The 18,920-nt window shown below is 67.9% G+C and carries 22 protein-coding genes; 13 read left to right on the top strand and 9 right to left on the bottom strand.

The annotated features are described in order from the left end of the window. Positions 1 to 16: 16 nt before the first annotated feature. Positions 17 to 1,123, bottom strand: a complete 1,107-nt coding sequence (locus B4F19_RS14525; RefSeq protein ID WP_292735876.1) for a serine hydrolase domain-containing protein — start codon at positions 1,121 to 1,123, stop codon at positions 17 to 19. Between the two features lie 22 nt (positions 1,124 to 1,145). Next, positions 1,146 to 1,691 carry a helix-turn-helix domain-containing protein gene (locus B4F19_RS14520; RefSeq protein WP_292727225.1) on the bottom strand — a complete coding sequence of 182 codons (546 nt, stop codon included), beginning with the start codon at positions 1,689 to 1,691 and terminating at the stop codon, positions 1,146 to 1,148. A 65-nt stretch (positions 1,692 to 1,756) separates the two neighbouring features. On the opposite strand from B4F19_RS14520, the gene B4F19_RS14515 reads away from it, so the two are divergent. From B4F19_RS14515 to ddaH, 7 genes are all read left to right on the top strand, one after another. Continuing rightward, positions 1,757 to 2,539: an AzlC family ABC transporter permease gene (locus tag B4F19_RS14515; RefSeq protein WP_292735873.1), complete on the top strand. Its 783-nt coding sequence runs from the start codon at positions 1,757 to 1,759 to the stop codon at positions 2,537 to 2,539. After that, positions 2,536 to 2,850, top strand: coding sequence for an AzlD domain-containing protein (locus B4F19_RS14510; protein WP_228177097.1), 315 nt, complete (start codon positions 2,536 to 2,538; stop codon positions 2,848 to 2,850). The genes B4F19_RS14515 and B4F19_RS14510 overlap by 4 nt, the downstream gene beginning before the upstream one ends. 35 nt (positions 2,851 to 2,885) lie before the next feature. Next, the gene (locus B4F19_RS14505; RefSeq protein ID WP_292727221.1) at positions 2,886 to 3,269 is read left to right on the top strand and encodes a histidinol dehydrogenase; all 384 of its coding nucleotides are present in this window, start codon (positions 2,886 to 2,888) and stop codon (positions 3,267 to 3,269) included. A 10-nt stretch (positions 3,270 to 3,279) separates the two neighbouring features. Next, positions 3,280 to 3,600, top strand: a complete 321-nt coding sequence (gene fdxA / locus B4F19_RS14500; protein WP_195691809.1) for a ferredoxin — start codon at positions 3,280 to 3,282, stop codon at positions 3,598 to 3,600. Positions 3,601 to 3,616: 16 nt separating this feature from the next. Then, positions 3,617 to 4,723, top strand: a complete 1,107-nt coding sequence (dapC, locus tag B4F19_RS14495; protein ID WP_292727218.1) for a succinyldiaminopimelate transaminase — start codon at positions 3,617 to 3,619, stop codon at positions 4,721 to 4,723. Between the two features lie 205 nt (positions 4,724 to 4,928). After that, a complete protein-coding gene (locus tag B4F19_RS14490; protein WP_228177100.1) occupies positions 4,929 to 6,224 on the top strand; it encodes a citrate synthase in 1,296 nt (431 codons plus the stop codon). Between the two features lie 37 nt (positions 6,225 to 6,261). Continuing rightward, the gene (gene ddaH / locus B4F19_RS14485; RefSeq protein ID WP_228177101.1) at positions 6,262 to 7,023 is read left to right on the top strand and encodes a dimethylargininase; all 762 of its coding nucleotides are present in this window, start codon (positions 6,262 to 6,264) and stop codon (positions 7,021 to 7,023) included. Positions 7,024 to 7,043: 20 nt separating this feature from the next. Here the strand turns inward: ddaH and dapD are convergent, their stop codons facing one another. Continuing rightward, positions 7,044 to 8,003 (bottom strand): 2,3,4,5-tetrahydropyridine-2,6-dicarboxylate N-succinyltransferase, encoded by a 960-nt coding sequence (dapD, locus tag B4F19_RS14480; protein WP_292735870.1) that lies wholly within the window; start codon positions 8,001 to 8,003, stop codon positions 7,044 to 7,046. 88 nt (positions 8,004 to 8,091) lie between these two features. Here dapD and dapE point away from each other — a divergent pair, with 88 nt between their 5' ends. Genes dapE through B4F19_RS14465 form a run of 3 tightly spaced genes read left to right on the top strand, consistent with a single transcriptional unit; the run spans position 8,092 to position 10,573 of the window. After that, the gene (gene dapE / locus B4F19_RS14475; RefSeq protein ID WP_228177103.1) at positions 8,092 to 9,156 is read left to right on the top strand and encodes a succinyl-diaminopimelate desuccinylase; all 1,065 of its coding nucleotides are present in this window, start codon (positions 8,092 to 8,094) and stop codon (positions 9,154 to 9,156) included. Beyond that, positions 9,144 to 10,364, top strand: a complete 1,221-nt coding sequence (locus B4F19_RS14470) for a hypothetical protein (RefSeq protein ID WP_292735868.1) — start codon at positions 9,144 to 9,146, stop codon at positions 10,362 to 10,364. The genes dapE and B4F19_RS14470 overlap by 13 nt, the downstream gene beginning before the upstream one ends. A 35-nt stretch (positions 10,365 to 10,399) precedes the next feature. Then, complete coding sequence (locus tag B4F19_RS14465) at positions 10,400 to 10,573, top strand: DUF3117 domain-containing protein (protein WP_076490128.1); 174 nt, start codon at positions 10,400 to 10,402, stop codon at positions 10,571 to 10,573. A gap of 70 nt (positions 10,574 to 10,643) precedes the next feature. On the opposite strand, the gene B4F19_RS14460 is transcribed toward B4F19_RS14465, so the two are convergent. Continuing rightward, complete coding sequence (locus tag B4F19_RS14460; protein WP_292727213.1) at positions 10,644 to 11,276, bottom strand: O-methyltransferase; 633 nt, start codon at positions 11,274 to 11,276, stop codon at positions 10,644 to 10,646. A gap of 79 nt (positions 11,277 to 11,355) precedes the next feature. Here B4F19_RS14460 and B4F19_RS14455 point away from each other — a divergent pair, with 79 nt between their 5' ends. Then, positions 11,356 to 11,754, top strand: a complete 399-nt coding sequence (locus B4F19_RS14455; RefSeq protein ID WP_228177106.1) for a Sec-independent protein translocase TatB — start codon at positions 11,356 to 11,358, stop codon at positions 11,752 to 11,754. Here the strand turns inward: B4F19_RS14455 and B4F19_RS14450 are convergent. From B4F19_RS14450 to B4F19_RS14440, 3 genes are read right to left on the bottom strand one after another with little or no spacing between them, the layout of a single operon-like run. After that, positions 11,747 to 12,853: an Mrp/NBP35 family ATP-binding protein gene (locus tag B4F19_RS14450; RefSeq protein WP_414683166.1), complete on the bottom strand. Its 1,107-nt coding sequence runs from the start codon at positions 12,851 to 12,853 to the stop codon at positions 11,747 to 11,749. The two genes, B4F19_RS14455 and B4F19_RS14450, sit on opposite strands and share 8 nt — an antisense overlap. Before the next feature lie 58 nt (positions 12,854 to 12,911). Beyond that, entirely contained in the window at positions 12,912 to 13,481 is a 570-nt protein-coding gene (locus B4F19_RS14445; protein WP_228177108.1) for a DUF1003 domain-containing protein, read from the bottom strand. Continuing rightward, positions 13,481 to 14,761: a magnesium transporter MgtE N-terminal domain-containing protein gene (locus B4F19_RS14440; protein WP_228177109.1), complete on the bottom strand. Its 1,281-nt coding sequence runs from the start codon at positions 14,759 to 14,761 to the stop codon at positions 13,481 to 13,483. Before B4F19_RS14440 ends, B4F19_RS14445 begins: the two co-directional genes overlap by 1 nt. A 103-nt stretch (positions 14,762 to 14,864) precedes the next feature. On the opposite strand from B4F19_RS14440, the gene B4F19_RS14435 reads away from it, so the two are divergent. Continuing rightward, on the top strand, positions 14,865 to 15,545 hold the full coding sequence (locus B4F19_RS14435; RefSeq protein WP_228177110.1) for a general stress protein: 681 nt from the start codon (positions 14,865 to 14,867) through the stop codon (positions 15,543 to 15,545). Positions 15,546 to 15,561: 16 nt separating this feature from the next. Here the strand turns inward: B4F19_RS14435 and B4F19_RS14430 are convergent, their stop codons facing one another. Together B4F19_RS14430 and B4F19_RS14425 are read right to left on the bottom strand one after the other, a co-directional pair. Next, on the bottom strand, positions 15,562 to 16,980 hold the full coding sequence (locus B4F19_RS14430; protein WP_292735861.1) for an aminopeptidase P family protein: 1,419 nt from the start codon (positions 16,978 to 16,980) through the stop codon (positions 15,562 to 15,564). Between the two features lie 32 nt (positions 16,981 to 17,012). Beyond that, positions 17,013 to 18,035 (bottom strand): endonuclease/exonuclease/phosphatase family protein, encoded by a 1,023-nt coding sequence (locus B4F19_RS14425; protein ID WP_228177112.1) that lies wholly within the window; start codon positions 18,033 to 18,035, stop codon positions 17,013 to 17,015. Positions 18,036 to 18,118: 83 nt separating this feature from the next. Here B4F19_RS14425 and B4F19_RS14420 point away from each other — a divergent pair. After that, a partial coding sequence (locus tag B4F19_RS14420; protein ID WP_292735858.1) for a PHP domain-containing protein occupies positions 18,119 to 18,920 on the top strand: 802 nt, incomplete at its 3' end.

Raw genomic sequence — 18,920 nt, 5'->3', positions numbered from 1 at the left:
CTCGACCGCGGACGGATCAGCCGTTGAGGATCAGCTCCTCCAACTGCTCGAGCATGTGCGCGGGCAAGTCCGAGTCCGGTCCTGTCGCGTTGAGTACGATCGCGACAGCCGTCTGGGACTCCGGGTGGTACATCGCGAGGGCCTGGTAGCCGAGGCCATTGCCGGTGTGCCCGATCCAGTCGCCGATGCGACCGATGCCGAAACCGTACTCGTCGTAGAACGGGCTCGCGGGGTCGGGGGAGGTGTCGCGCCACTCCGAGAGCCGACGCTCCTGCGAAGCGTCCGACACGAGCGTTCCCGCGCCCAGCGCCTCGGCCCACGCGGCAAGGTCTCCCGCCGTACCGAACAGGCCGCCGGCGGCAGAGAACGCGCTCGCGCGGACGGCGGGAAGCTCCTCCACGGTGCCGTCAGCATCCACCTGGAAAGGGGCTGCGGTCCCCTCCGGTGGCAGAACGTTTCCCGGATACACGACTGACGCGAGCTGGAGCGGCTCCAGGATGCGTGACGCGACCGCCTCGGGCCAGCTGAGCCCCGAAGAGGTGTCGATGATCTGCCCGAGTAGGACCGTGTTGGTATTGGAGTACTCGTAGCTCGTCCCGGGAACGAACTCCTCGGGAACGCCGTCCGTGAGCCCGTACAGGGTCGTGTCGGTCCAGCTACGCGTCCAGTCCTCGACCAGCAGGTCGACAAGGCCCGCTTGCGTCGAATAGCTGGGCACCCCCGAGGTCATCGTGGCAAGCTCATCGATCGTGGCGGCCGTCTCGATCCCGGTTCCGGCAGTGGGCGCCGGCGCATCGAGATCCAGGATGCCGTCGTCGGCTAGCTGCAGCACGACGGTCGCGACGAACGACTTGGTCACGCTGCGGTAGGCAAACAGGGTGTTATCGGTCACTGGCGCGCCACTGGCATCCGCAACTCCGGCAGGGTAAACCGTGGTCGCCCCGTCGCGGCGGATAGCGATCGCGCCGCCGGGGACGGATGCCGATTCGAGCGCTGCGGCGAAAGCCTCGCTTACCGGGTTCGAGGGCGCTGCGGCGCTGCATCCGGACACGAGTGCTGTGACGGTGGCGGCCGTGATAGCTCCCGCGAGCATGCGCCCGCGATATCGGGTGTGGCGGGTCATCGTTCCAGCCTAGAACGAGAGTTCAGCGCATTTCGGACACCAGGACGGCGCTCGTGCCCGCGACGAGGGCCTCGAAGACGTGCGCTGCATCGCCCGGATAGCAGAGGTAATCGCCGGGCTCCAGGTCGAAGGGTGAGTCGCGCGGACCGACGCGTGCGCTGCCCGAGAGGAGGACCACATGCTCAGTGGTGCCCGTCGGATGAGCGTCCGAGAGTCGCGGCGAGCCTGGTTCGGCGCGGAGGAGGTACAGGTCACGCCTGACGTTCGGTGCGGCAGCCGACAGGAGCAGCGCCTCGTACGCAGAGCCCGCGGCTCGCACTCCGTGGCCATCGCGCGCTCGGATGAGCGTCGGCTCGCTCTCGCGATCTTCCACCAGTGCGGCGAAGGGCGCGCCGAGAGCGGTGGCGATCGCCCACAGGGTCTCGACGTTGGGATTGGCCGAACCTGCTTCGATTTGCGAGATGGTGGCCTTGGACACGCCCGAGCGTCGAGCAAGCTCTGCGGCAGAGACCCCCGCGCGTTCGCGTTCGCGGCGCACGGCGGTCGCGATGCGAGACCCCAAGCTCATATGGTTCAGTATGCCGAACGATTGTCTATTTGACCAAACGAAATGGCTGCTGCAGGATGGCGAGCATGGAGCCGGTCGACGTGCCGCCGGAAGGCGGCGAGACGGATGCCGCACGCGGAGCGTGGCGCCAGGGCGTGAGTGTCGCGCTGGCGACAAGCGCGTACGGCGTTTCGTTCGGGGCGCTGTCGGTCGCGGCGGGACTTGATGTCTGGCAGACCTGCATCCTGAGCCTCGTCATGTTTACCGGAGGTTCGCAGTTCGCCTTCGTCGGGGTGATCTCCGCCGGCGGACTCGCGGCGATCCCCGCAGCCGTCGCGTCTGCCGCGCTCTTGGGCGTGCGAAACGTCGCGTACGGCATCCGGATGTCGACCCTGCTGCCCCCGGGGCGCTTGACCCGCATCGTCGCGCCGCAGTTCACAATCGACGAGTCCACGGCAGTCGCGCTCGCGCAGCGAACGCCACGCGCGCGAACCGTCGGCTTCTGGGTCACCGGCATCGGGATCTATGTCGGCTGGAACCTCTCGACCCTTATTGGTGCTCTCCTGGGCGACGTGCTCGGCGATCCGCGCGCGTACGGACTCGACGCCGCGGCCGCAGCCGCTTTCCTCGCCCTGCTGTGGCCGCGTCTGCGCGGAAGGCAGCCCATCGTCGTGGGGATTGCGGCCGCCGTCGTGGCTACCGTGCTGACGCCTTCGCTCATGCCCGGTCTCCCGGTGCTGATCGCCGCTGTGGTCGCTATCCTGGTCGGCTGGTTCGACTGGGGCTCGCGGTCCGCCGCGACGCGCACCGCCGGTGGCGAGGGGCTCGACGAACCCGACGATCTTCCAGAGCGGGAGGGGCTGCCGTGACGTTGTGGAGCGCAATCGCGCTGGCATCGGTGATCTGTCTGGCTCTCAAGGTGACCGGATACCTCGTTCCGCCGCGCCTCCTCGAGGCGCCGCGGCCCGCGCGGATCGCCGACCTGTTGACGGTCGCGTTGCTCGCCGCGCTGGTTGCCGTGCAGACGCTCGGGGTCGGCGAGGCGATTGTGGTGGATGCCCGGGTCCCCGCCGTCCTGGTGGCGGCGGGCCTGCTCCTGCTGCGCGCGCCGTTTCTTGTCGTGGTGGTCGCGGCAGCTGCGGTAGCAGCAGCGCTGCGGTGGTGGGGTCTGGCTGTCTGAGGTTTCGTGCAGCGCCACCGCGATACAGTGATGCGGTGCAGCGCTTCTCGTTCCTTCGGCTTGCCGCGTGGGTTGTTGCGCTGGTTGTCGGGGCGATCTATGGGGCCGCAGGTACCGTCAGTCACGCATATCGCGTATTCGGCATCCCGGTGGGACTCGTCCTAGCCATGGTCGCCGGCGCGGCAGTCATCATCGCGGTGCGCCTGCTCACGGCTGACCGGTGGGCTGCGCTTGCCACCGGGCTTGGCGCCATGGGTGTGACGATCGTCCTGTCGGGCACCGGAGCCGGCGGTTCAGTGATCGTGCCGCAGTCGGTACTGGGCGTCGTATGGACCTTGTGGCTTCCCCTTGTCACCGCTTTCGTGGTCGCCTGGCCCGAGCGGGTCGATCGCGGCCGGGCGGTCGAGGCAGCCGACTAGACTTGCATTCGTGACGTATGTGATCGCCCTTCCCTGCGTCGATGTCAAGGATCGCGCCTGCATCGACGAGTGCCCCGTCGACTGCATCTATGAGGGGGAACGTAGCCTCTACATCCACCCTGACGAGTGTGTCGACTGCGGCGCCTGCGAGCCCGTGTGCCCCGTCGAGGCGATCTATTACGAAGACGATCTGCCCGAGGAATGGCAGGACTACTACAAGGCGAATGTCGAGTTCTTCGATGACCTCGGCTCGCCCGGGGGAGCAGCAAAGGTCGGTGTGATTCCCAAGGATCACCCGGTCATCGCTGAGCTGCCTCCGCAGAACCACTGATCCCGGATTTCGACGGATGGGCGTCGCCGATCTGGCCGATTACCCGTGGGACGCGATGGTGCCCCACGCTGCGCAGGCGCGCTCCCACCCCGACGGGATGGTCGATCTTTCGATAGGTTCGCCGGTCGATCCGACTCCCGAGGTGATTGCGAGAGCTCTTGCCGCAGCGACCGACGCTCACGCCTACCCGCAGACGGTTGGAACGCCCCTCTTGCGAGAGGCGATCGTCGACTGGTATGCCCGCCGTCGAGGGGTTCCGGGGCTCACGATCGACGATGTGGTCCCGACGATCGGGTCGAAGGAACTCGTCGCCCTCTTGCCGCTGCTCCTCGGCCTCGGGCCCGGAGATGTCGTCGTCCATCCGGTGGCGGCATACCCGACCTACGAGGTCGGTGCACGAGTCGTGGGGGCGACCCCGATCGCGGCCGACGATCCGGAGCAGTGGCCCGAGAACACTCGGCTGGTCTGGGTGAACTCGCCGGGCAACCCCGACGGCGCCGTGCTGGATGCTGCGGCGCTGCGTACCGCCCGGGAACGCGCGAGCGAGCTCGGAGCGGTGTTCGCGAGCGACGAGTGCTACGCCGAGCTCGGGTGGGAAGCGCCGTGGGACCGCGAGCAGATTCCGTCAGCTCTGGACCCCCGCGTCACCGGAGGGAACAACACCGGAGTCCTGTCGGTGTACTCGCTGAGCAAGCAGTCGAACCTCGCGGGCTACCGCGCAGCCTTCGTCGCGGGCGACACCGCGATCATCCAGCGGATGCTGACAGCCCGTAAGCACCTGGGGCTGATGCCGCCGGCGCCCGTTCAGGCGGCGATGGCTGCCGCCCTGCGCGATGACACGCACGTCGCCGAGCAGCGGGAGCTGTACCGGCACCGGCGCGGGATCCTGCTTCCCGCCGTGCAGGAAGCGGGATTCCGGGTCGATCGGAGCGAGGCCGGCCTGTACCTGTGGCTTACGCGCGGTGAGGACGCCTGGACCTCCGTGGAGTGGTTCGCGCAGCGCGGCATCCTGGTCGGACCTGGCGTCTTCTATGGCGCGCAGCACTCGCACCACGTCCGGCTCTCGTTGACGGCAACCGATGAACGTATCGCCGCTGCGGCGGATCGCCTCCGCGCGGGCTAGACACCCCCCCCCACGCCCGCTCGGGCACCGCGCTGCGAGGTTTCCTCCATCGAAAGAGCACCCGCTTTGGCTGTGCGCACAGTAGGCCGGGCCGACTACTAGGCTGTAAAGGCAGCCCGGGCACCGACGCGTGCTTGGACGGCTCCGCGAGGCGGCGAACCCGTCCCGGTGCCGACGACAGCCCCAGACAATGCAAGGAGGCGCCGTGGACGACGCGCAGACCCCGCAGCAAAAGGCCATCCTGACCGTCGGCGATCGGACCGCGGAGTTCCCCGTGCTCCACGGCACCGACGGAGTACCGAGCATCGATGTCGCAACCTTTACGCGGCAGACGGGGTACACGGCCCTGGACTACGGATTCGTCAACACCGCCTCCACCAAGTCGGCGATTACCTATATCGACGGGGATGCCGGCATCCTGCGCTACCGCGGTTATCCGATCGAGCAGCTCGCGACTCACAGCACGTACCTCGAGGTCGCGTGGCTGCTCATCTACGGCGAGCTGCCCACGGCCGACGAACTCGCGGAGTTCGACAACCGCATCCGTCGCCACACACTGCTGCACGAGGACCTCAAGCGCTTTTTCGGCTCGCTGCCGCCGACCGCGCATCCGATGTCGGTGCTGTCGGCGGCGACGGCCACTCTGTCGACCTACTACGAAGACGAGTCCGACCCCCACAATCCCGAGCACGTCGAGGTCAACACGATCCGGCTTCTCGCGAAGCTCCCGGTCATTGCGGCCTACGCCCACAAGAAGAGCATCGGCCAGGCTTTCCTGTACCCCGACAACTCGATGAGCTTCGTCGACAACTTCCTCAAGCTCAATTTCGGTGTCCTATCGGAGCTGTACGACGTCAACCCCGTCGTATCCCGGGCGCTCGAACGGTTGCTGATCCTGCACGAGGACCACGAGCAGAACGCGTCGACCTCGACGGTGCGCCTGGTCGGGTCGACCGGCGCCAACCAGTTCTCGTCGATCTCGGCGGGTATCAACGCGCTTTACGGCCCGCTGCACGGCGGTGCGAACGAGGCGGTTCTCTCGATGCTCGCCCGCATCCGAGACTCGGGCGAGAGCGTCGAACGCTTCGTCGAGCGGGTCAAGAACAAGGAGGACGGCGTCAAGCTCATGGGCTTCGGGCACCGGGTCTACAAGAACTACGACCCGCGCGCAAAGCTCGTGAAGGAGTCGGCCGACGAGGTGCTCTCGGAGCTCGGTGTGCATGACCCGCTCCTGGATCTTGCCAAGCAGCTCGAAGAGATCGCCCTCAACGACGACTACTTCAAGGAGCGTCGCCTTTACCCGAACGTCGATTTCTACACCGGCGTCATGTACAAGGCGATGGGCTTCCCCACGCGCATGTTCACCGTGCTGTTCGCGATCGGCCGCCTTCCGGGATGGCTCGCGCACTGGCGTGAGATGAACGCCGACCCGCAGACCAAGATCGGCCGCCCGCAGCAGCTGTACACGGGCGCACCCGAACGCACCTACCCTGGCGTCTGAGTCAGCTGTCGCGGCGGGACTCTGGCATTCTGAACGGATGCCGAAACTCCTCGTCCGCGTTCCCTCCCCGCTGCTTGCCGACGGCGAGCTGACGCACCTCGACCGGGTCGAAGCCGATCCGGACCTCGCCCTGTCGCAGTGGCGGGACTACGTCGCGGTGTACCGCGACAGGGGATGGCAGGTCATCGATGTTCCTGCGGCACCGGACCAGCCCGACGGCGTCTTCATCGAGGATGCCCTCGTCATATTCGACGACATCGTGGTGATCGGTCGGCCCGGCGCCGAATCCCGGCGCGGCGAAATCGCAACGGCCCGCGCGGTAGCAGAGACGCTCGGTTTTCCTGTGCACGAGATCGAAGCGCCGGGCACCCTCGACGGCGGCGACGTGCTCAAGATCGGGCGCACCGTCTACGTCGGGGCGTCATCGCGGACCAATGATGACGGCATCCGCCAACTGGAGGCCCTGCTGAGCCCTCGGGGATGGAAGGTCGTCGCGGTGCCGGTGACACGCGTCCTGCATCTGAAGAGCGCGGTGACGGCGCTTCCTGATGGAACCGTCATCGGGTACGAGCCGCTCGTCGACGACCCGTCGGTGTTCCCCCGATTCCTCCCCGTGCCCGAAGAGCACGGCACCGCCGTTGTCGTCCTCGACGAGGCGACAGTCCTGATGTCGGCCGATGCACCGCAAACGGCTGCGCTTCTCCGCTCGCGCGGGCTCACCGTCATCCAGACACCCGTGACGGAGTTCGAGAAACTCGAGGGGTGCGTTACGTGCCTCTCAGTGCGCGTGCGTCGCTGACGCGCAGATTCGACCTCGCCTCAGGCGTGGAGCGCTTCGTTGAGGGTCACCCCGACGCCAGCGCGGCGGACTGCCTCGATCGCTCCCGTGAGCGAGTTGCGGCGGAACAGGATGCCGTCCCGGCCCGAGAGCTCAGCACCCTTGACTGTCGTGCGCGTACCGTCAGCGCCGACAGGCTCGTCGGCGAGCACGATCTTCGACCCTGCGGTGACGTACAACCCTGCCTCGACGACGCAATCGTCCCCCAGAGAGATGCCGATGCCCGCGTTTGCGCCGAGGAGGGAACGACTCCCGATCGAGACACGGTGCGTGCCGCCTCCCGAGAGTGTGCCCATGATCGAGGAGCCGCCGCCGATGTCGCTGCCGTCACCGACGATGACGCCCTGTGAGATTCGGCCCTCCACCATGCTCTGGCCGAGGGTTCCGGCGTTGTAGTTCACGAAGCCTTCGTGCATCACGGTGGTTCCGGGGGACAGGTACGCGCCCAGCCGCACGCGAGACGCGTCGCCGATGCGGACGCCCGTGGGCACGACGTAGTCGGTCAGGCGCGGGAACTTATCGAGGCTCTGTACCTGGATGCCGGCGCGTTGCAGTCGTGCGCGGCGCCGGTCGAGCTCGCGCGGGTCGACGGGTCCGGCGTTGGTCCAGGCGACGTTGGGGAGCGCACCGAAGATGCCGTCAAGGTTCAGGTTGTTCGGAGCGACGAGTCGGTGTGACAGTGCGTGGAGGCGGAGGTAGGCATCCGGTGTGCCCGAGGGTGCCGCGTCGAGATCGATCTCGATCTCGACCTGCTCGATGCTGACGCCGCGCGTGTCATCCGTGCCCACAGCCTCGGCTACCAGAGCTCGTGCGGCCTCGTGAGCGTCCCGGTGATCAGACAGTGCCCCCGCCTGAGGCGACGGGTACCAGGTGTCCAGAACCGTGCCGTCTGCCGCGACAGTTGCCGCCCCGATACCGCTGATCTTCCGCTGTGCCGTCATCGTTCCAGGGTATCGAGTCGCGCCCCGGGCGCTGCGCCTGTCACGCCCCGCCCATCGCACAGCTTCGACCCCTGGCTAGACTCGAGGAGTGCTGGACCTGACCTCGAATGCTGTCGATCTCACCCGCGCGATCTGCGATATCCCCAGCGTCTCGGGAGACGAAGGACATCTCGCGGACCTGATCGAGCAGGCAGTGGGCGACCTGCCACACCTCGAGGTCATCCGAGACGGCGACACGATCATCGCTCGCACGAATCTCGGGAGAGATCGCCGGGTTGCCATCGCCGGCCACATCGACACCGTCCCCATCAACCGCAACGTTCCCACGCGAACGGTCGACATCGACGGCGAAGAGTTCATCTGGGGCCGCGGCACCGTTGACATGAAGGCCGGAGTAGCGGTGCAGCTCAAGCTTGCCGCCGACCTCGTCGCGCCGAAGGCTGACATCACGTGGATCTGGTATGACCACGAGGAGGTGGCTGCTGCCCTCAACGCGCTCACCCGCATCGCAGCGACCCGGGCCGACCTGTTGGCCGCCGACTTCGCTATTCTCGGGGAGCCCTCCAACGGCCAGGTGGAGGGCGGCTGCAACGGCCACATGCGGGCGATCGTCAGAACGCACGGTGTGCGTTCGCACAGTGCACGGTCATGGATCGGCGAGAACGCCATCCACAAGGCGGCACCAATTCTCGAGCGGCTCGCCGCCTACACGGCGCGGGAGGTTCCCGTTGACGGGCTCGTCTACCGGGAAGGTCTGAACGCTGTTCGCATCACGGGCGGTGTGGCAGGAAACGTCATCCCCGACGTCTGTGAGGTCGAGGTGAACTACCGCTTTGCTCCCTCACGCAGTGGCGCCGAGGCCGAGGCGCACGTGCGAGAGGTCTTCGACGGGTTCGAGGTCGAGGTCATCGATATGGCCGAGGGCGCGCGGCCGGGGCTCGATGACCCGCTGGCGCAGGAGTTCGTCACTGCCGTTGGCGGTACCGCGCAACCCAAGTACGGCTGGACGGATGTGGCACGGTTCTCGGCTCTCGGCATCCCCGCTGTCAACTACGGCCCGGGAGACCCGCAACTCGCTCATCACGACGAAGAGCGCGTTGCCGTTGCCCAGATTCTGGATGTCGAGCGCGGGCTGCGCGCGTGGCTGACCTGACGGCACCGGCGCCGCCATCCCGGCGGTCGCTACCGCCGGCGCTGACGATCGCGCTCATCTATCTCGCTGCGCGTGCCGTCACGTTCGGCTTCCTGATCCTGGCTGCCGCGTTATCGGCCGAGGGAACACGCTTCGGTGCGGGGGCGAGTGTCCAGGATCTCGTCGTGGGGTGGGATGCCCAGTGGTATTGGTTCCTGGCGGTCAACGGTTACCCCGCCGACCTTCCTCTCACTGACGCGGGCGCTGTCGCCGAAAATCAGTGGGCGTTCATGCCGATCTACGCATACCTCGCTGCCGCCATCGCGCCGCTCGTGGGCGGTTGGTGGGGAGTCGCTGCCGTTCTGATATCTCTGGCAGCCGGGTACGGCGCAACCTACGTGCTGTACCGGATGCTGCGGGGTCGGATCGGGGGATCGGCTGCCATCTGGGCGTCCGCCTTCTTTGCTGCCGGTCCGTTGGCTGCACTGTTCCAGGTGGGCTACGCGGAGGCGCTCTTCCTGCTGTGGCTCTTCTTGGCGCTGTGGGCTGTCACCGCCCGCCGCTTCGTGTGGGTGTATCCGCTGGTGGTCCTGATGGGCTACACGCGGCCCGGCGTTCTCGCGTTCGCACTGTTCATCGGGCTCTTCGGAATCTGGCGCTTCTTCTCACGCCGCGCCGAACCGCTTCGTGTGCGCGAGGTCATCCACATCGTCGCCCTGGGCGCGCTCGCCACCGCTGTGGGGTTTTCCTGGCAGATCATCGCGGCTATCGTCACGGGGGATCCGGGCGCCTACCTTGCCACTGAACTCGCATGGCGGCGCAACTGGCTCCCGGACGATGCGGGGCACTTCCTGCCGTTCGACGCCTTCGTGCGCGGTGCTGCGTTCTGGGGGGAGGTCTGGGGGTGGGGGGCCGCCGGCGGAGTCATCCTGCTCTCGGTGATTCTGGCCGGCGCGGCCGCGGCGCTGCTCTGGGCGCCGCAGGTTCGGGCGCTGGGACCCGAGATCCGCCTCTGGGCTGTCAGCTACCTCGTCTACCTGCTGGCGGTGTTCTTCCCCCAGTCGAGCATCTTTCGCCTCCTTGTTCCGCTGTCGCCCCTCTGGGGCGCCTTTGCGGTGCCGCGGTCCCTCGTGTGGCGCGTCGGCGTCCTCATCGCGTGCCTGGCCGGGCAGTGGTGGTGGATCTACAACATGTATGCCCTCGGCAATCGGTTCTGGCAAATCCCCTAAGCTTGATTGGTAGACCACGACGAAAGGGAGCCGCCATGGCAGCCATGAAGCCGCGAACCGGAGACGGACCGATGGAGGCCGTGAAGGAAGGCCGCCTCATCATCGTGCGAGTACCTCTCGAAGGCGGTGGCCGCCTTGTCGTCTCGGTGAACGACGCCGAGGCCAAGGAACTGTACGACGTGCTCGGCGGAGTTGTCGGAGCCGCGTAACACGCGATCATCTCAACGCGAAAGCGGCCGGTCGGTAGACCGGCCGCTTTCGCGTTGTCGGTGTGGCGCTTTAGACCGACGGGAGCGTCGTGAGCTGCAGGAGTCCTTCGCGCGCAGTGTTGAGCGCACCCAGGACAGCGGGGGACTGTGCAACCTCTTGAATGAGCGAGCGGTACGCGGTCGTCACCTCGTCGCGCTTGACCGGATCGGCGACGGCACCTCCGGCGAGGACTCGGGGGATGAGGACGGTACCGCCGGGGCGTACCAGTCGCAGTCCGTGTTCGACGTATTCGATGACGCCCTCGGGCTCGGCGTCGACCAACACGATGTCGTACGATGCCTCGTTCATGCGCGGAAGCACCTCGGCTGCGCGGCCCGTGATGAACCGGGCGCGAGCGGGCGGCACCTTCGCCTGCGCGAAAGCCTGACGCGCTGCCCCGAGATGCTCGGGCTCGACATCGATCGTGGTGAGAGTCGCCTGCGGCGCACCGCGCAGCAGCCACAGGCCGGAGACTCCGCCGCCCGTGCCGATCTCGACGATGTTCAGCGCGCGCCCGACGGCGGCGATGGTCGCACACTGCACGCCGACTGCCGCGCTGATCGGTTCGGCGCCCAACTCCAGCGCAGCCTCGCGAGCGCGGGCGATCGCGTCGGGTTCGACCGTGACCTCTTCGACGAATCGATTGACCGCGTGATCTCCCATGCACTGCCCTTTCCCTGAGGGGCAAGCCTACGTGCGCGCGCCCGGATTCTCGCTGAGGCGCGAGGGGTAATCTTGAGCCATGTTCAACGGGATCACGATCGAGAAGCTTTTGCTGATCGGTCTGATCGCCGGGATGATCATCGGCCCCCAGCGTCTTCCGCGCTATGCGGCAGCACTCGGACAGTTCGTGCGTCGAGCTCGCGACTTCGCCCGCTCCGCAGGCTCGCGCGTGAAAGAGGAGATGGGCGAGGACTTCGACGACGTGGATTGGCGCACGCTCGATCCGCGCCAGTACGACCCCCGTCGCATCATCCGTGAGGCCCTCCTCGATGACCCGCCGACACCGCCCGTCAAGCCGCAATCCGCAACGATGGCGGCCGCCGGCACAGCTGCTGCCGCGGCAGAGAGCGCAACGTCGACGAAGGCACCGCCGCTGGCCGCCGGCGAGACTCCGCCGTTCGATGCGGAAGCTACCTGACGCGCATCGGCAGGGAGCGGCCCGACAGTCCGCGGCCGGAGCCCAGAACCGCATCCGCGACGGCCTCGATTGCCGCCGCGGCGGGGTCGCCGGCATCCGTCACGAGGTGCACGTCGCCGGCGTCGCCTGATGCCCGCACGCCCTGACTGAGCGGGATGGAGCCGAGGAGCGGGACGGGTTCGGCATCCGTCTGCAGCGCGGTGGCGACAAGCTCCCCGCCGCCGGAGCCGAACAGATCGAGCACTGTGCCGTCGGGAAGGGTCAGCGGCGCCATGTTCTCGACGACTCCCAGCACGCGCTGACCGGTCTGCCGGGCCACGAGACCCGAGCGGATCGCGACGTCGGCGGCCGCGCGCTGGGGCGTGGTCACCACGATGACCTCGGCGTGGGGCAGGAGTTGTCCGACGGAGATCGCGACATCGCCGGTTCCCGGTGGCATGTCTAGCAGCAGAATGTCGAGGTCACCGAAGTGGACGTCGGTGAGGAACTGCTGCACGGTGCGGTGGAGCATCGGGCCACGCCACGCCACGGCGCCGAGCGGCTCCTCTCCCGAACCACGTCGCAGGAACATTCCGATCGAGATCACCTTCACCCCGTGCGCGACGGGAGGCAGCATGAGGTCATCGATCCGCGTCGGTTGCGGGGGCGTGCCGTCCGGTCCGACAAGACCCAGGATGCCGGGAATCGAGAACCCGTGGACGTCGGCGTCGATGAGCCCGACGCGCAGGCCCCGCGCTGCCAGGCTCGTCGCCAGCAGCGCGGTCAGTGTCGACTTGCCGACCCCGCCTTTGCCGCTCGTGACGGCGATCACGCGGGTCAGGGAATCGGGCCCGAACGGCATCGACCTGGCCGGGCGCCCGGCGCGCAGCATCTCGGTGAGGCGAGCGCGCTCCTGTGCATCCATGACCCCCACTGCGATCTCGGCGGAAGCCACGCCCGGTACCGACAGTGCGGCGGCACGAACATCGGATTCGATTCGAGCTGCAGCGGGGCATCCGGCGACGGTGAGCGCAATGTCGACCCATGCCGTGCCGCCATCGACGCGAGCGCCGCGAACCATGCCGAGCTCGCCGATCGGGCGGCGCAACTCCGGATCCATCACGGCGCCGACGGCGCGCGTGACCTCGTCTGCGGCTGTCACCGCACGCCCCCGCTCATCACGCCGAGCCGTCCTCGCGGACCGGAGACGCGTTCGTGGCGGGCGCGCCCTCGGTGTGCTGCGGCTCCGCGCGTTCGTCGAGCTTTCTCAGCAGCGATTTCAGCTCGGCGCGCAGCGTGTCACGGGTGACGACCTCGGAGGTGACTTCGGTGAGGGCGATGCGGAGGGCCACGATCTCGCGCGCGAGGTACTCGGTGTCGGCCAGGTTTCGTTCCGCGCGCTGGCGGTCCTGCTCGATCTGCACGCGGTCGCGGTCATCCTGGCGGTTCTGGGCGAGCAGGATGAGGGGAGCGGCGTAGGAAGCCTGCAGCGAGAGCATGAGCGTCAGGGCCGTGAAGCCGTTGGCCGCGGAATCGAACCGCAGATTCTCGGGGGCAGCAGTGTTCCACGCGATCCACGCGACGCAGAACAGCGTGAGGGCCACGAGGAACCACGGGGTCCCCATGTTTCGGGCGATCCATTCCGTGGCCCTGCCGAACCGATCCCGCGAGGGCTGAGGTGTGCGCCCGCGAATCGGCATGCTCGACCGACCGCGGGGGGCATCCAACCCCCGAGGCGAGCGCGCCATCACAGCTTCACCGGCCCTGTCCAGGGAAAGGACACCGGTCGCTGGTCGGTGGAGTGCGAGCGCCAGTCCTCGGGGAGGAGGTAGTCCAGGACGTCGTCGACGCTGACAACACCGACGAGGCGGTGGACCTGATCGACGACGGGCACCGACACGAGGTTGTACGAGGCGAGGATGCGGGCGACCTCGGCTGCCGTCGCGGTAGCCGCGAGCGGCTCGATGGTGTCGTCGATGAGGGAACCGAGCCGCTCGTGCGGCGGGTAGCGCAGCATCCGTTGGAAGTGCACGGTACCCAAGAACCGCCCCGTGGGAGTCTCGTACGGGGGAAGGGTGATGAACACTGACGCCGCGAGTGCCGGATGCAGTTCATGGCGGCGGATGAGCGCGAGCGCTTCGGCGACCGTCGCTTCGGCCGAGAGCACAATCGGCTCGCTCGTCATGAGACCACCGGCAGTGTCAGGGCCGTACTTGAGGAGCTCGCGAACGTCCTCAGCTTCCTCGGGCTCCATGAGGTCCAGGAGCTGCTCGGAGCGAAGGGCGGGAAGCTGCCCCAGAAGATCGGCCGCGTCATCCGGTTCCATGGCGTCGAGGATGTCGGCGGCGCGCTCGTCGCCCAGCTGCTCGAGGATGTGCGCCTGGTCGTCCTCGGGCATCTCTTCGAGTGCGTCGGCGAGGCGGTCGTCGGGGAGCTCTTCAGCGACCTCGAGCAGGCGTGCGTCAGGAAGGTCGAGCAGCGTATTGGCGAGGTCGGCGGGTTTCAGCTCGCTGAGGGTCGCAACGAGCTGTTCCGCCGACGGCTCCTGCGTCGAATCGAGTTGCTCGGTGACCTCATCCCAGCCGGCGAGCGTTGTCGGGCCCTTCGTGAACGGAGAAGCGCTCGTGCGGGGACGGCGCAGGAACAGCTGTCCGATGTCCCAGGCGCCCAGCCGGTCGCGCTCGATGGCGGCATCCTCGATGACCGCTTCCCCTGATCCGTCGCGGAAGTAGACCCGACGACCGAGAAGTTCGGCGAGGACCCGGACCTCGCCGCCGCGCTGCTGGAACCGGCGGACATTGATGAGGCCGGTGGTGATGACCTGTCCCGGCGCGATCGAGGTGACACGCCCGATAGAGACGAAGACGTTTCGCCGACCGGGGATCTCGACCACGAGTCCGACGACGCGGGGCGGGTCATCGGCACGGTAGACGACCACGACATCGCGGACGCGTCCGAGCCGATCGCCGGCAGGGTCGAAGACTGCGCAGCCAGAGAGGCGCGCGACGAAGACCCGCTGCGTGTTCACCCGTCCAGCGTAGCCCGGCGCCCGGGCATGGCCTCCTGCGGTTACGTGCGGCGATTCATGTCGACTCAGCGGACGGCGAGACCCGGCATGGGAGGATGGACGAATGAGCATGATGGGGGGGCAGTTCGCCCGCAACCTCGAGGACGTCGGACAGACCGTCGCGACCTTCGACAAGTACGAAGCCGCCCAGAAGGCGGTGTCCAAGCTCATCGCCGAAGACATTCCCGCCCGCGAGATCACGATCGTCGGTCAGGGGTTGCGTTCGATGGAGCGGGTCACCGGTCGCCTCGGCTACGCCACGGCAGCGCGATCAGGCGCGATCAACGGACTACTCCTGGGCATGCTGTTTTCTGCCGTCTTCGTACTCGGGATGCCGAACGTGCCGATCCAGGCCTTCGTCGGGGTGCTGTTCGTCGGTATCGCGATCGGCATGCTCGCCAGCTTGCTGACCTTCGCCATCGTGCGCCGCCGCCGCGACTTCGCGTCGGTCATGCAGTTCGTCGCCGACCACTACGACATCGCCGTTGCCGGCAGCAGCGCGGGAAGGGCACGCCAGGTGCTGGGACCGCAGGCTGCAGCGCCAGCGCCGCAGCGTACGCAGGTGGTCACCCCGCCGCCCGAGCGCCCGGCCGCGCCCCTGGAGCCGCCGCGCTACGGCCAGCGGATCGAAGACGTGACGCCGCCGGAGCCGGCGGAATCCGGCACTGATGCCTCATCTGCGCCGGGCACTCCCGACACCGGAGCCGGCCAGGATGCGGCGCCGCGGGGCGACGACAAGGCATAGTCGCCCGCTCGGTGCGCTAGCGCGCGAGCCGCGCGATCCAGGCTTCGACCTCGTCGGCTGTGCGGGGGATGCCTGCTGACAGGTTCACGGGGCCCTCGACGGTCATCAATACGTCGTCCTCGATGCGAACGCCGATTCCGCGCAGTTCTTCGGGAACCGTGAGGTCGTCGATCTGGAAGTACAGGCCCGGCTCGATCGTGAACACCATCCCGGGCTGCAGGATGCCGTCGTAGTACATCTCCCTGCGCGCCTGAGCGCAGTCGTGAACGTCGATGCCGAGGTGGTGGCTGGTGCCGTGGACCATGTACCGGCGATGCTGGCCACCGGTGTCCGCAGCAAGCGCCTCCTCAGCGGTCACCGGCAGAAGGCCCCACTCCGCAGTGCGCGCAGCGATGACCTGCATGGCGGCTTCGTGGATCGAGCGGAAGGTCACCCCGGGGCGGGCTGCAGCGAACGCGGCATCCGCGGCCTCGCGTACCGTCTCGTAGACGCGTCGCTGCACGTCGGTGAACGTCCCGCTGACCGGCAGGGTTCGGGTGATGTCGGCGGTGTAGAGACTGTCGAGCTCGACGCCGGCATCGATCAGGATGAGATCTCCCGGCAGCACCGCGCCGTCGTTGCGGGTCCAGTGCAGGTAGCAGGCGTGGGGTCCGGATGCGGCAATCGTGTCGTATCCCTCGCCGTTGCCGTCGCTGCGCGCGCGCAAGTGGAACACTCCCTCGACAATCCGTTCCCCGCGGGGGTGTCGGGCGATTCGGGGGAGGTCGGCGACGATGTCATCGAACCCCGCTGCGGTCACGGCGACGGCTTCGCGCATCTGCGCGATCTCATCCTCATCCTTGATCAGTCGCATCTCCGAAACCGCGCGGGTGAGGTCGGCGTCAACGTCCACGACGCGCTCGCCGTCGGCTGGTGCGAAGGCGGCGATGTGGTCGGTACGGATGCCGAGGTCGGCAGCAACACCCGCCAGGGCCGGACGCGGCCCGATCCAGAACTCCCCGATGGACGCATCGGCGTAGAACTCTGCCGTCGTACGGTCAGCGCGCTCGCGGAAGTACAGGACTGCCTCGTGTCCGCCGTCGGGAAGCGGGTCCATCACGAGGATCGCGCCGGGTTCGGCATCCGACCCCCACCCGGTCAGGTGTGCGAAGGCCGAATGAGCCCGGAACCGGTAGTCGGTGTCGTTGGAGCGCTGCTTGAGCTCACCCGCGGGAAAGACCAGGCGCTCGCCGGGGAAGGCCGCCGAGAGCGCGTGGCGGCGTCGCGCCGCGAAGGCGGCCCGCGACCGGGCGGGGGGGAACGTTTCGGGGCGCTCAGCCCAGCCCGTCGAGATCGTGTCGAGGAAGCCCTGCGGGAACGGCTGCTTGCGGTTCGTCGTGCTGGTTTCGGTCGCCGCAGTCGTCGTCGTGGCTTCGCTGTCGCCGGTCGTGCTCATTCATCCAGTCTCGCACGCGAGGTTCTCGTGGGTCAGGGTTGGGCTGGTTCCAGTTGCACCACGAGCGGTCGGTGATCGCTTCCGCTGCCGTCGACCGATGACAGAACGAGTGAACCCGTCACCGTCCACGCGTCGGTTGTCATGACGTGGTCGATGGCGGTGCCCAGTAGCGAGGGCCAGGCCGTGCTCCAGGTGCCCACGGATCCCGTGCCGCTGGCTGCCGCCGCATCCACGCACCGCCCGAGTTCGCCCCCATCGACGCCGAGTCCGCCGAAATGGTCGAGCGTCGCGTTGAAGTCGCCGGCCATGATGACGTTGTCGGCAGCGCACTGGTCGCCGAGCCAACGCAGATCGGCGCGCCAATCCTCCATGTAGCCGGAGCGGGGTGCGACGGCGTGAGCTGCCACGACGATCGGGCCGACCCCCGAAACGGGCATCGCTACGGCGCTTGGCACCGTGGATGTCGTGCTCGTGCCCTCCACCGACGATTCGATCACCGCATAATCGCCGAGATCGGGGGTGATGAGCAGGGTCGTCGATCCGGCATCCCAGGGCGTCGAGGGGTCTTTCGCGTGGTGTGCCCACATCGGATGGCCGAGCTCCCTCATCTCGATCGCGACCTGTTCGCCGGTCTCGATGGTCGTTTCGGGAAGAGCGACGATGTCGGCATCCATCGCGACGGCCAGGCGCGCGATCTCATCGGCGGAGGTCGCCGGTCCCGCGGTGTTCCAGGTCATGACGCGGATGGCGGTGTCGGTCTTTGCGGGAAGGCTCTCGGTGCCGATACCGCGGCCCAGGACGATAGCCCCGTTCGCGAGAACACCGATCACTGCAACGATCACGACGGTGATCGCGAGCGGTCGAATCGACCGAGCGAACGACGCGAACAGGGCGAGGATGCCGACCGCCGCGATGGCGAGGAGGATCACCCCGCGGAAAGCGATGATCTGGGCGATCGGTGCCAGGCGTTCCACCCGGAAGAAGTCGGGAGCGGTGAGCACCGCGACCACGGCGACCCAGATCACCGCAACGAGGATCCCCAGAGCTCGACGCACGTCCGCGAGCCTATGACAGCGTTCTGAGAGAAGGGTACGAGCCGCGCCGCGGTGAGCTGTGCACGCGGCGCTAGGCTCAAACGATGGACGACGAGCGGCTCTTCGAGGGACCCGCCGACCTGCATCTGCATTCGACGCAGTCAGACGGGACAGACGCGCCAGCTGACGTCATGCGGGCAGCGCATCGTCACGGCCTGCGCATCGCCGCCCTGACCGATCACGACACCGCCGCGGGTTGGGGTGAGGCCGCCGAGGCAGCCGCGTCCCTCGGCATGATGTTCGTGCCGGGCATGGAGATGTCGGCGCGCGATGACTGGCGCAGCGTTCATGTGCTCGCCTACCTGTTCGACCCCGACGACGAGAACCTGCGGGCGATGACCGAGCGGGTGCGGACCTCTCGCCTCGACCGGGCCCGGATGATCTCGGACCGGATCGCCCGAGACTTCGACCTCGAGTGGGAGGACATCCTCGAGCAGACCTCCGACGGAGCTACCGTTGGTCGCCCTCACATCGCCGACGCGCTCGTCGCTCGGGGGCACGTGCGCGATCGTGATGAGGCCTTCCGCGGCATCCTCAGCCCCCGGAGCCCCTACTACGTCGCCCTCTTCGCGCCCGACCCGGTGACGGCTGTCCGGCTCATCGTGGCAGCCGGGGGAGTGCCGATCCTCGCCCACCCTGCCGGGCGCGCGGGCCCCTTCCCGGCGCCGCTGGTGACCCGGATGCTGGACGCCGGTCTCGCCGGCTTCGAGCTCGGCCACCGCGACAACACTGCTGCCGGCATCCGTGAGCTGGAACCGCTGGTCGCTGAGCGCGACCTCATCGTGACCGGATCGAGCGACTACCACGGCCTGGGCAAGCCGAACGTGCCGGGCGAGCACACGACCG

Origin of the sequence: Microbacterium sp. UBA1097 (genome assembly GCF_002313585.1) — a bacterium.
GTDB lineage: Bacteria > Actinomycetota > Actinomycetes > Actinomycetales > Microbacteriaceae > Microbacterium.
The sequence above is the reverse complement of the archived record's forward strand: the minus strand, read 5'-3'. Positions and strand labels throughout refer to the sequence as shown.

Excerpts from the sequence above, each read along its gene's own strand:
- B4F19_RS14525 (WP_292735876.1), bottom strand. The coding sequence starts at position 1,123 with ATGACCCGCCACACCCGATATCGCGGGCGCATGCTCGCGGGAGCTATC.
- B4F19_RS14520 (WP_292727225.1), bottom strand. The coding sequence starts at position 1,691 with ATGAGCTTGGGGTCTCGCATCGCGACCGCCGTGCGCCGCGAACGCGAA.
- B4F19_RS14515 (WP_292735873.1), top strand. The coding sequence starts at position 1,757 with ATGGAGCCGGTCGACGTGCCGCCGGAAGGCGGCGAGACGGATGCCGCA.
- dapC (WP_292727218.1), top strand. The coding sequence starts at position 3,617 with ATGGGCGTCGCCGATCTGGCCGATTACCCGTGGGACGCGATGGTGCCC.
- ddaH (WP_228177101.1), top strand. The coding sequence starts at position 6,262 with ATGCCGAAACTCCTCGTCCGCGTTCCCTCCCCGCTGCTTGCCGACGGC.
- dapD (WP_292735870.1), bottom strand. The coding sequence starts at position 8,003 with ATGACGGCACAGCGGAAGATCAGCGGTATCGGGGCGGCAACTGTCGCG.
- B4F19_RS14465 (WP_076490128.1), top strand. The coding sequence starts at position 10,400 with ATGGCAGCCATGAAGCCGCGAACCGGAGACGGACCGATGGAGGCCGTG.
- B4F19_RS14460 (WP_292727213.1), bottom strand. The coding sequence starts at position 11,276 with ATGGGAGATCACGCGGTCAATCGATTCGTCGAAGAGGTCACGGTCGAA.
- B4F19_RS14455 (WP_228177106.1), top strand. The coding sequence starts at position 11,356 with ATGTTCAACGGGATCACGATCGAGAAGCTTTTGCTGATCGGTCTGATC.
- B4F19_RS14450 (WP_414683166.1), bottom strand. The coding sequence starts at position 12,853 with ATGGATCCGGAGTTGCGCCGCCCGATCGGCGAGCTCGGCATGGTTCGC.
- B4F19_RS14445 (WP_228177108.1), bottom strand. The coding sequence starts at position 13,481 with ATGGCGCGCTCGCCTCGGGGGTTGGATGCCCCCCGCGGTCGGTCGAGC.
- B4F19_RS14435 (WP_228177110.1), top strand. The coding sequence starts at position 14,865 with ATGAGCATGATGGGGGGGCAGTTCGCCCGCAACCTCGAGGACGTCGGA.
- B4F19_RS14430 (WP_292735861.1), bottom strand. The coding sequence starts at position 16,980 with ATGAGCACGACCGGCGACAGCGAAGCCACGACGACGACTGCGGCGACC.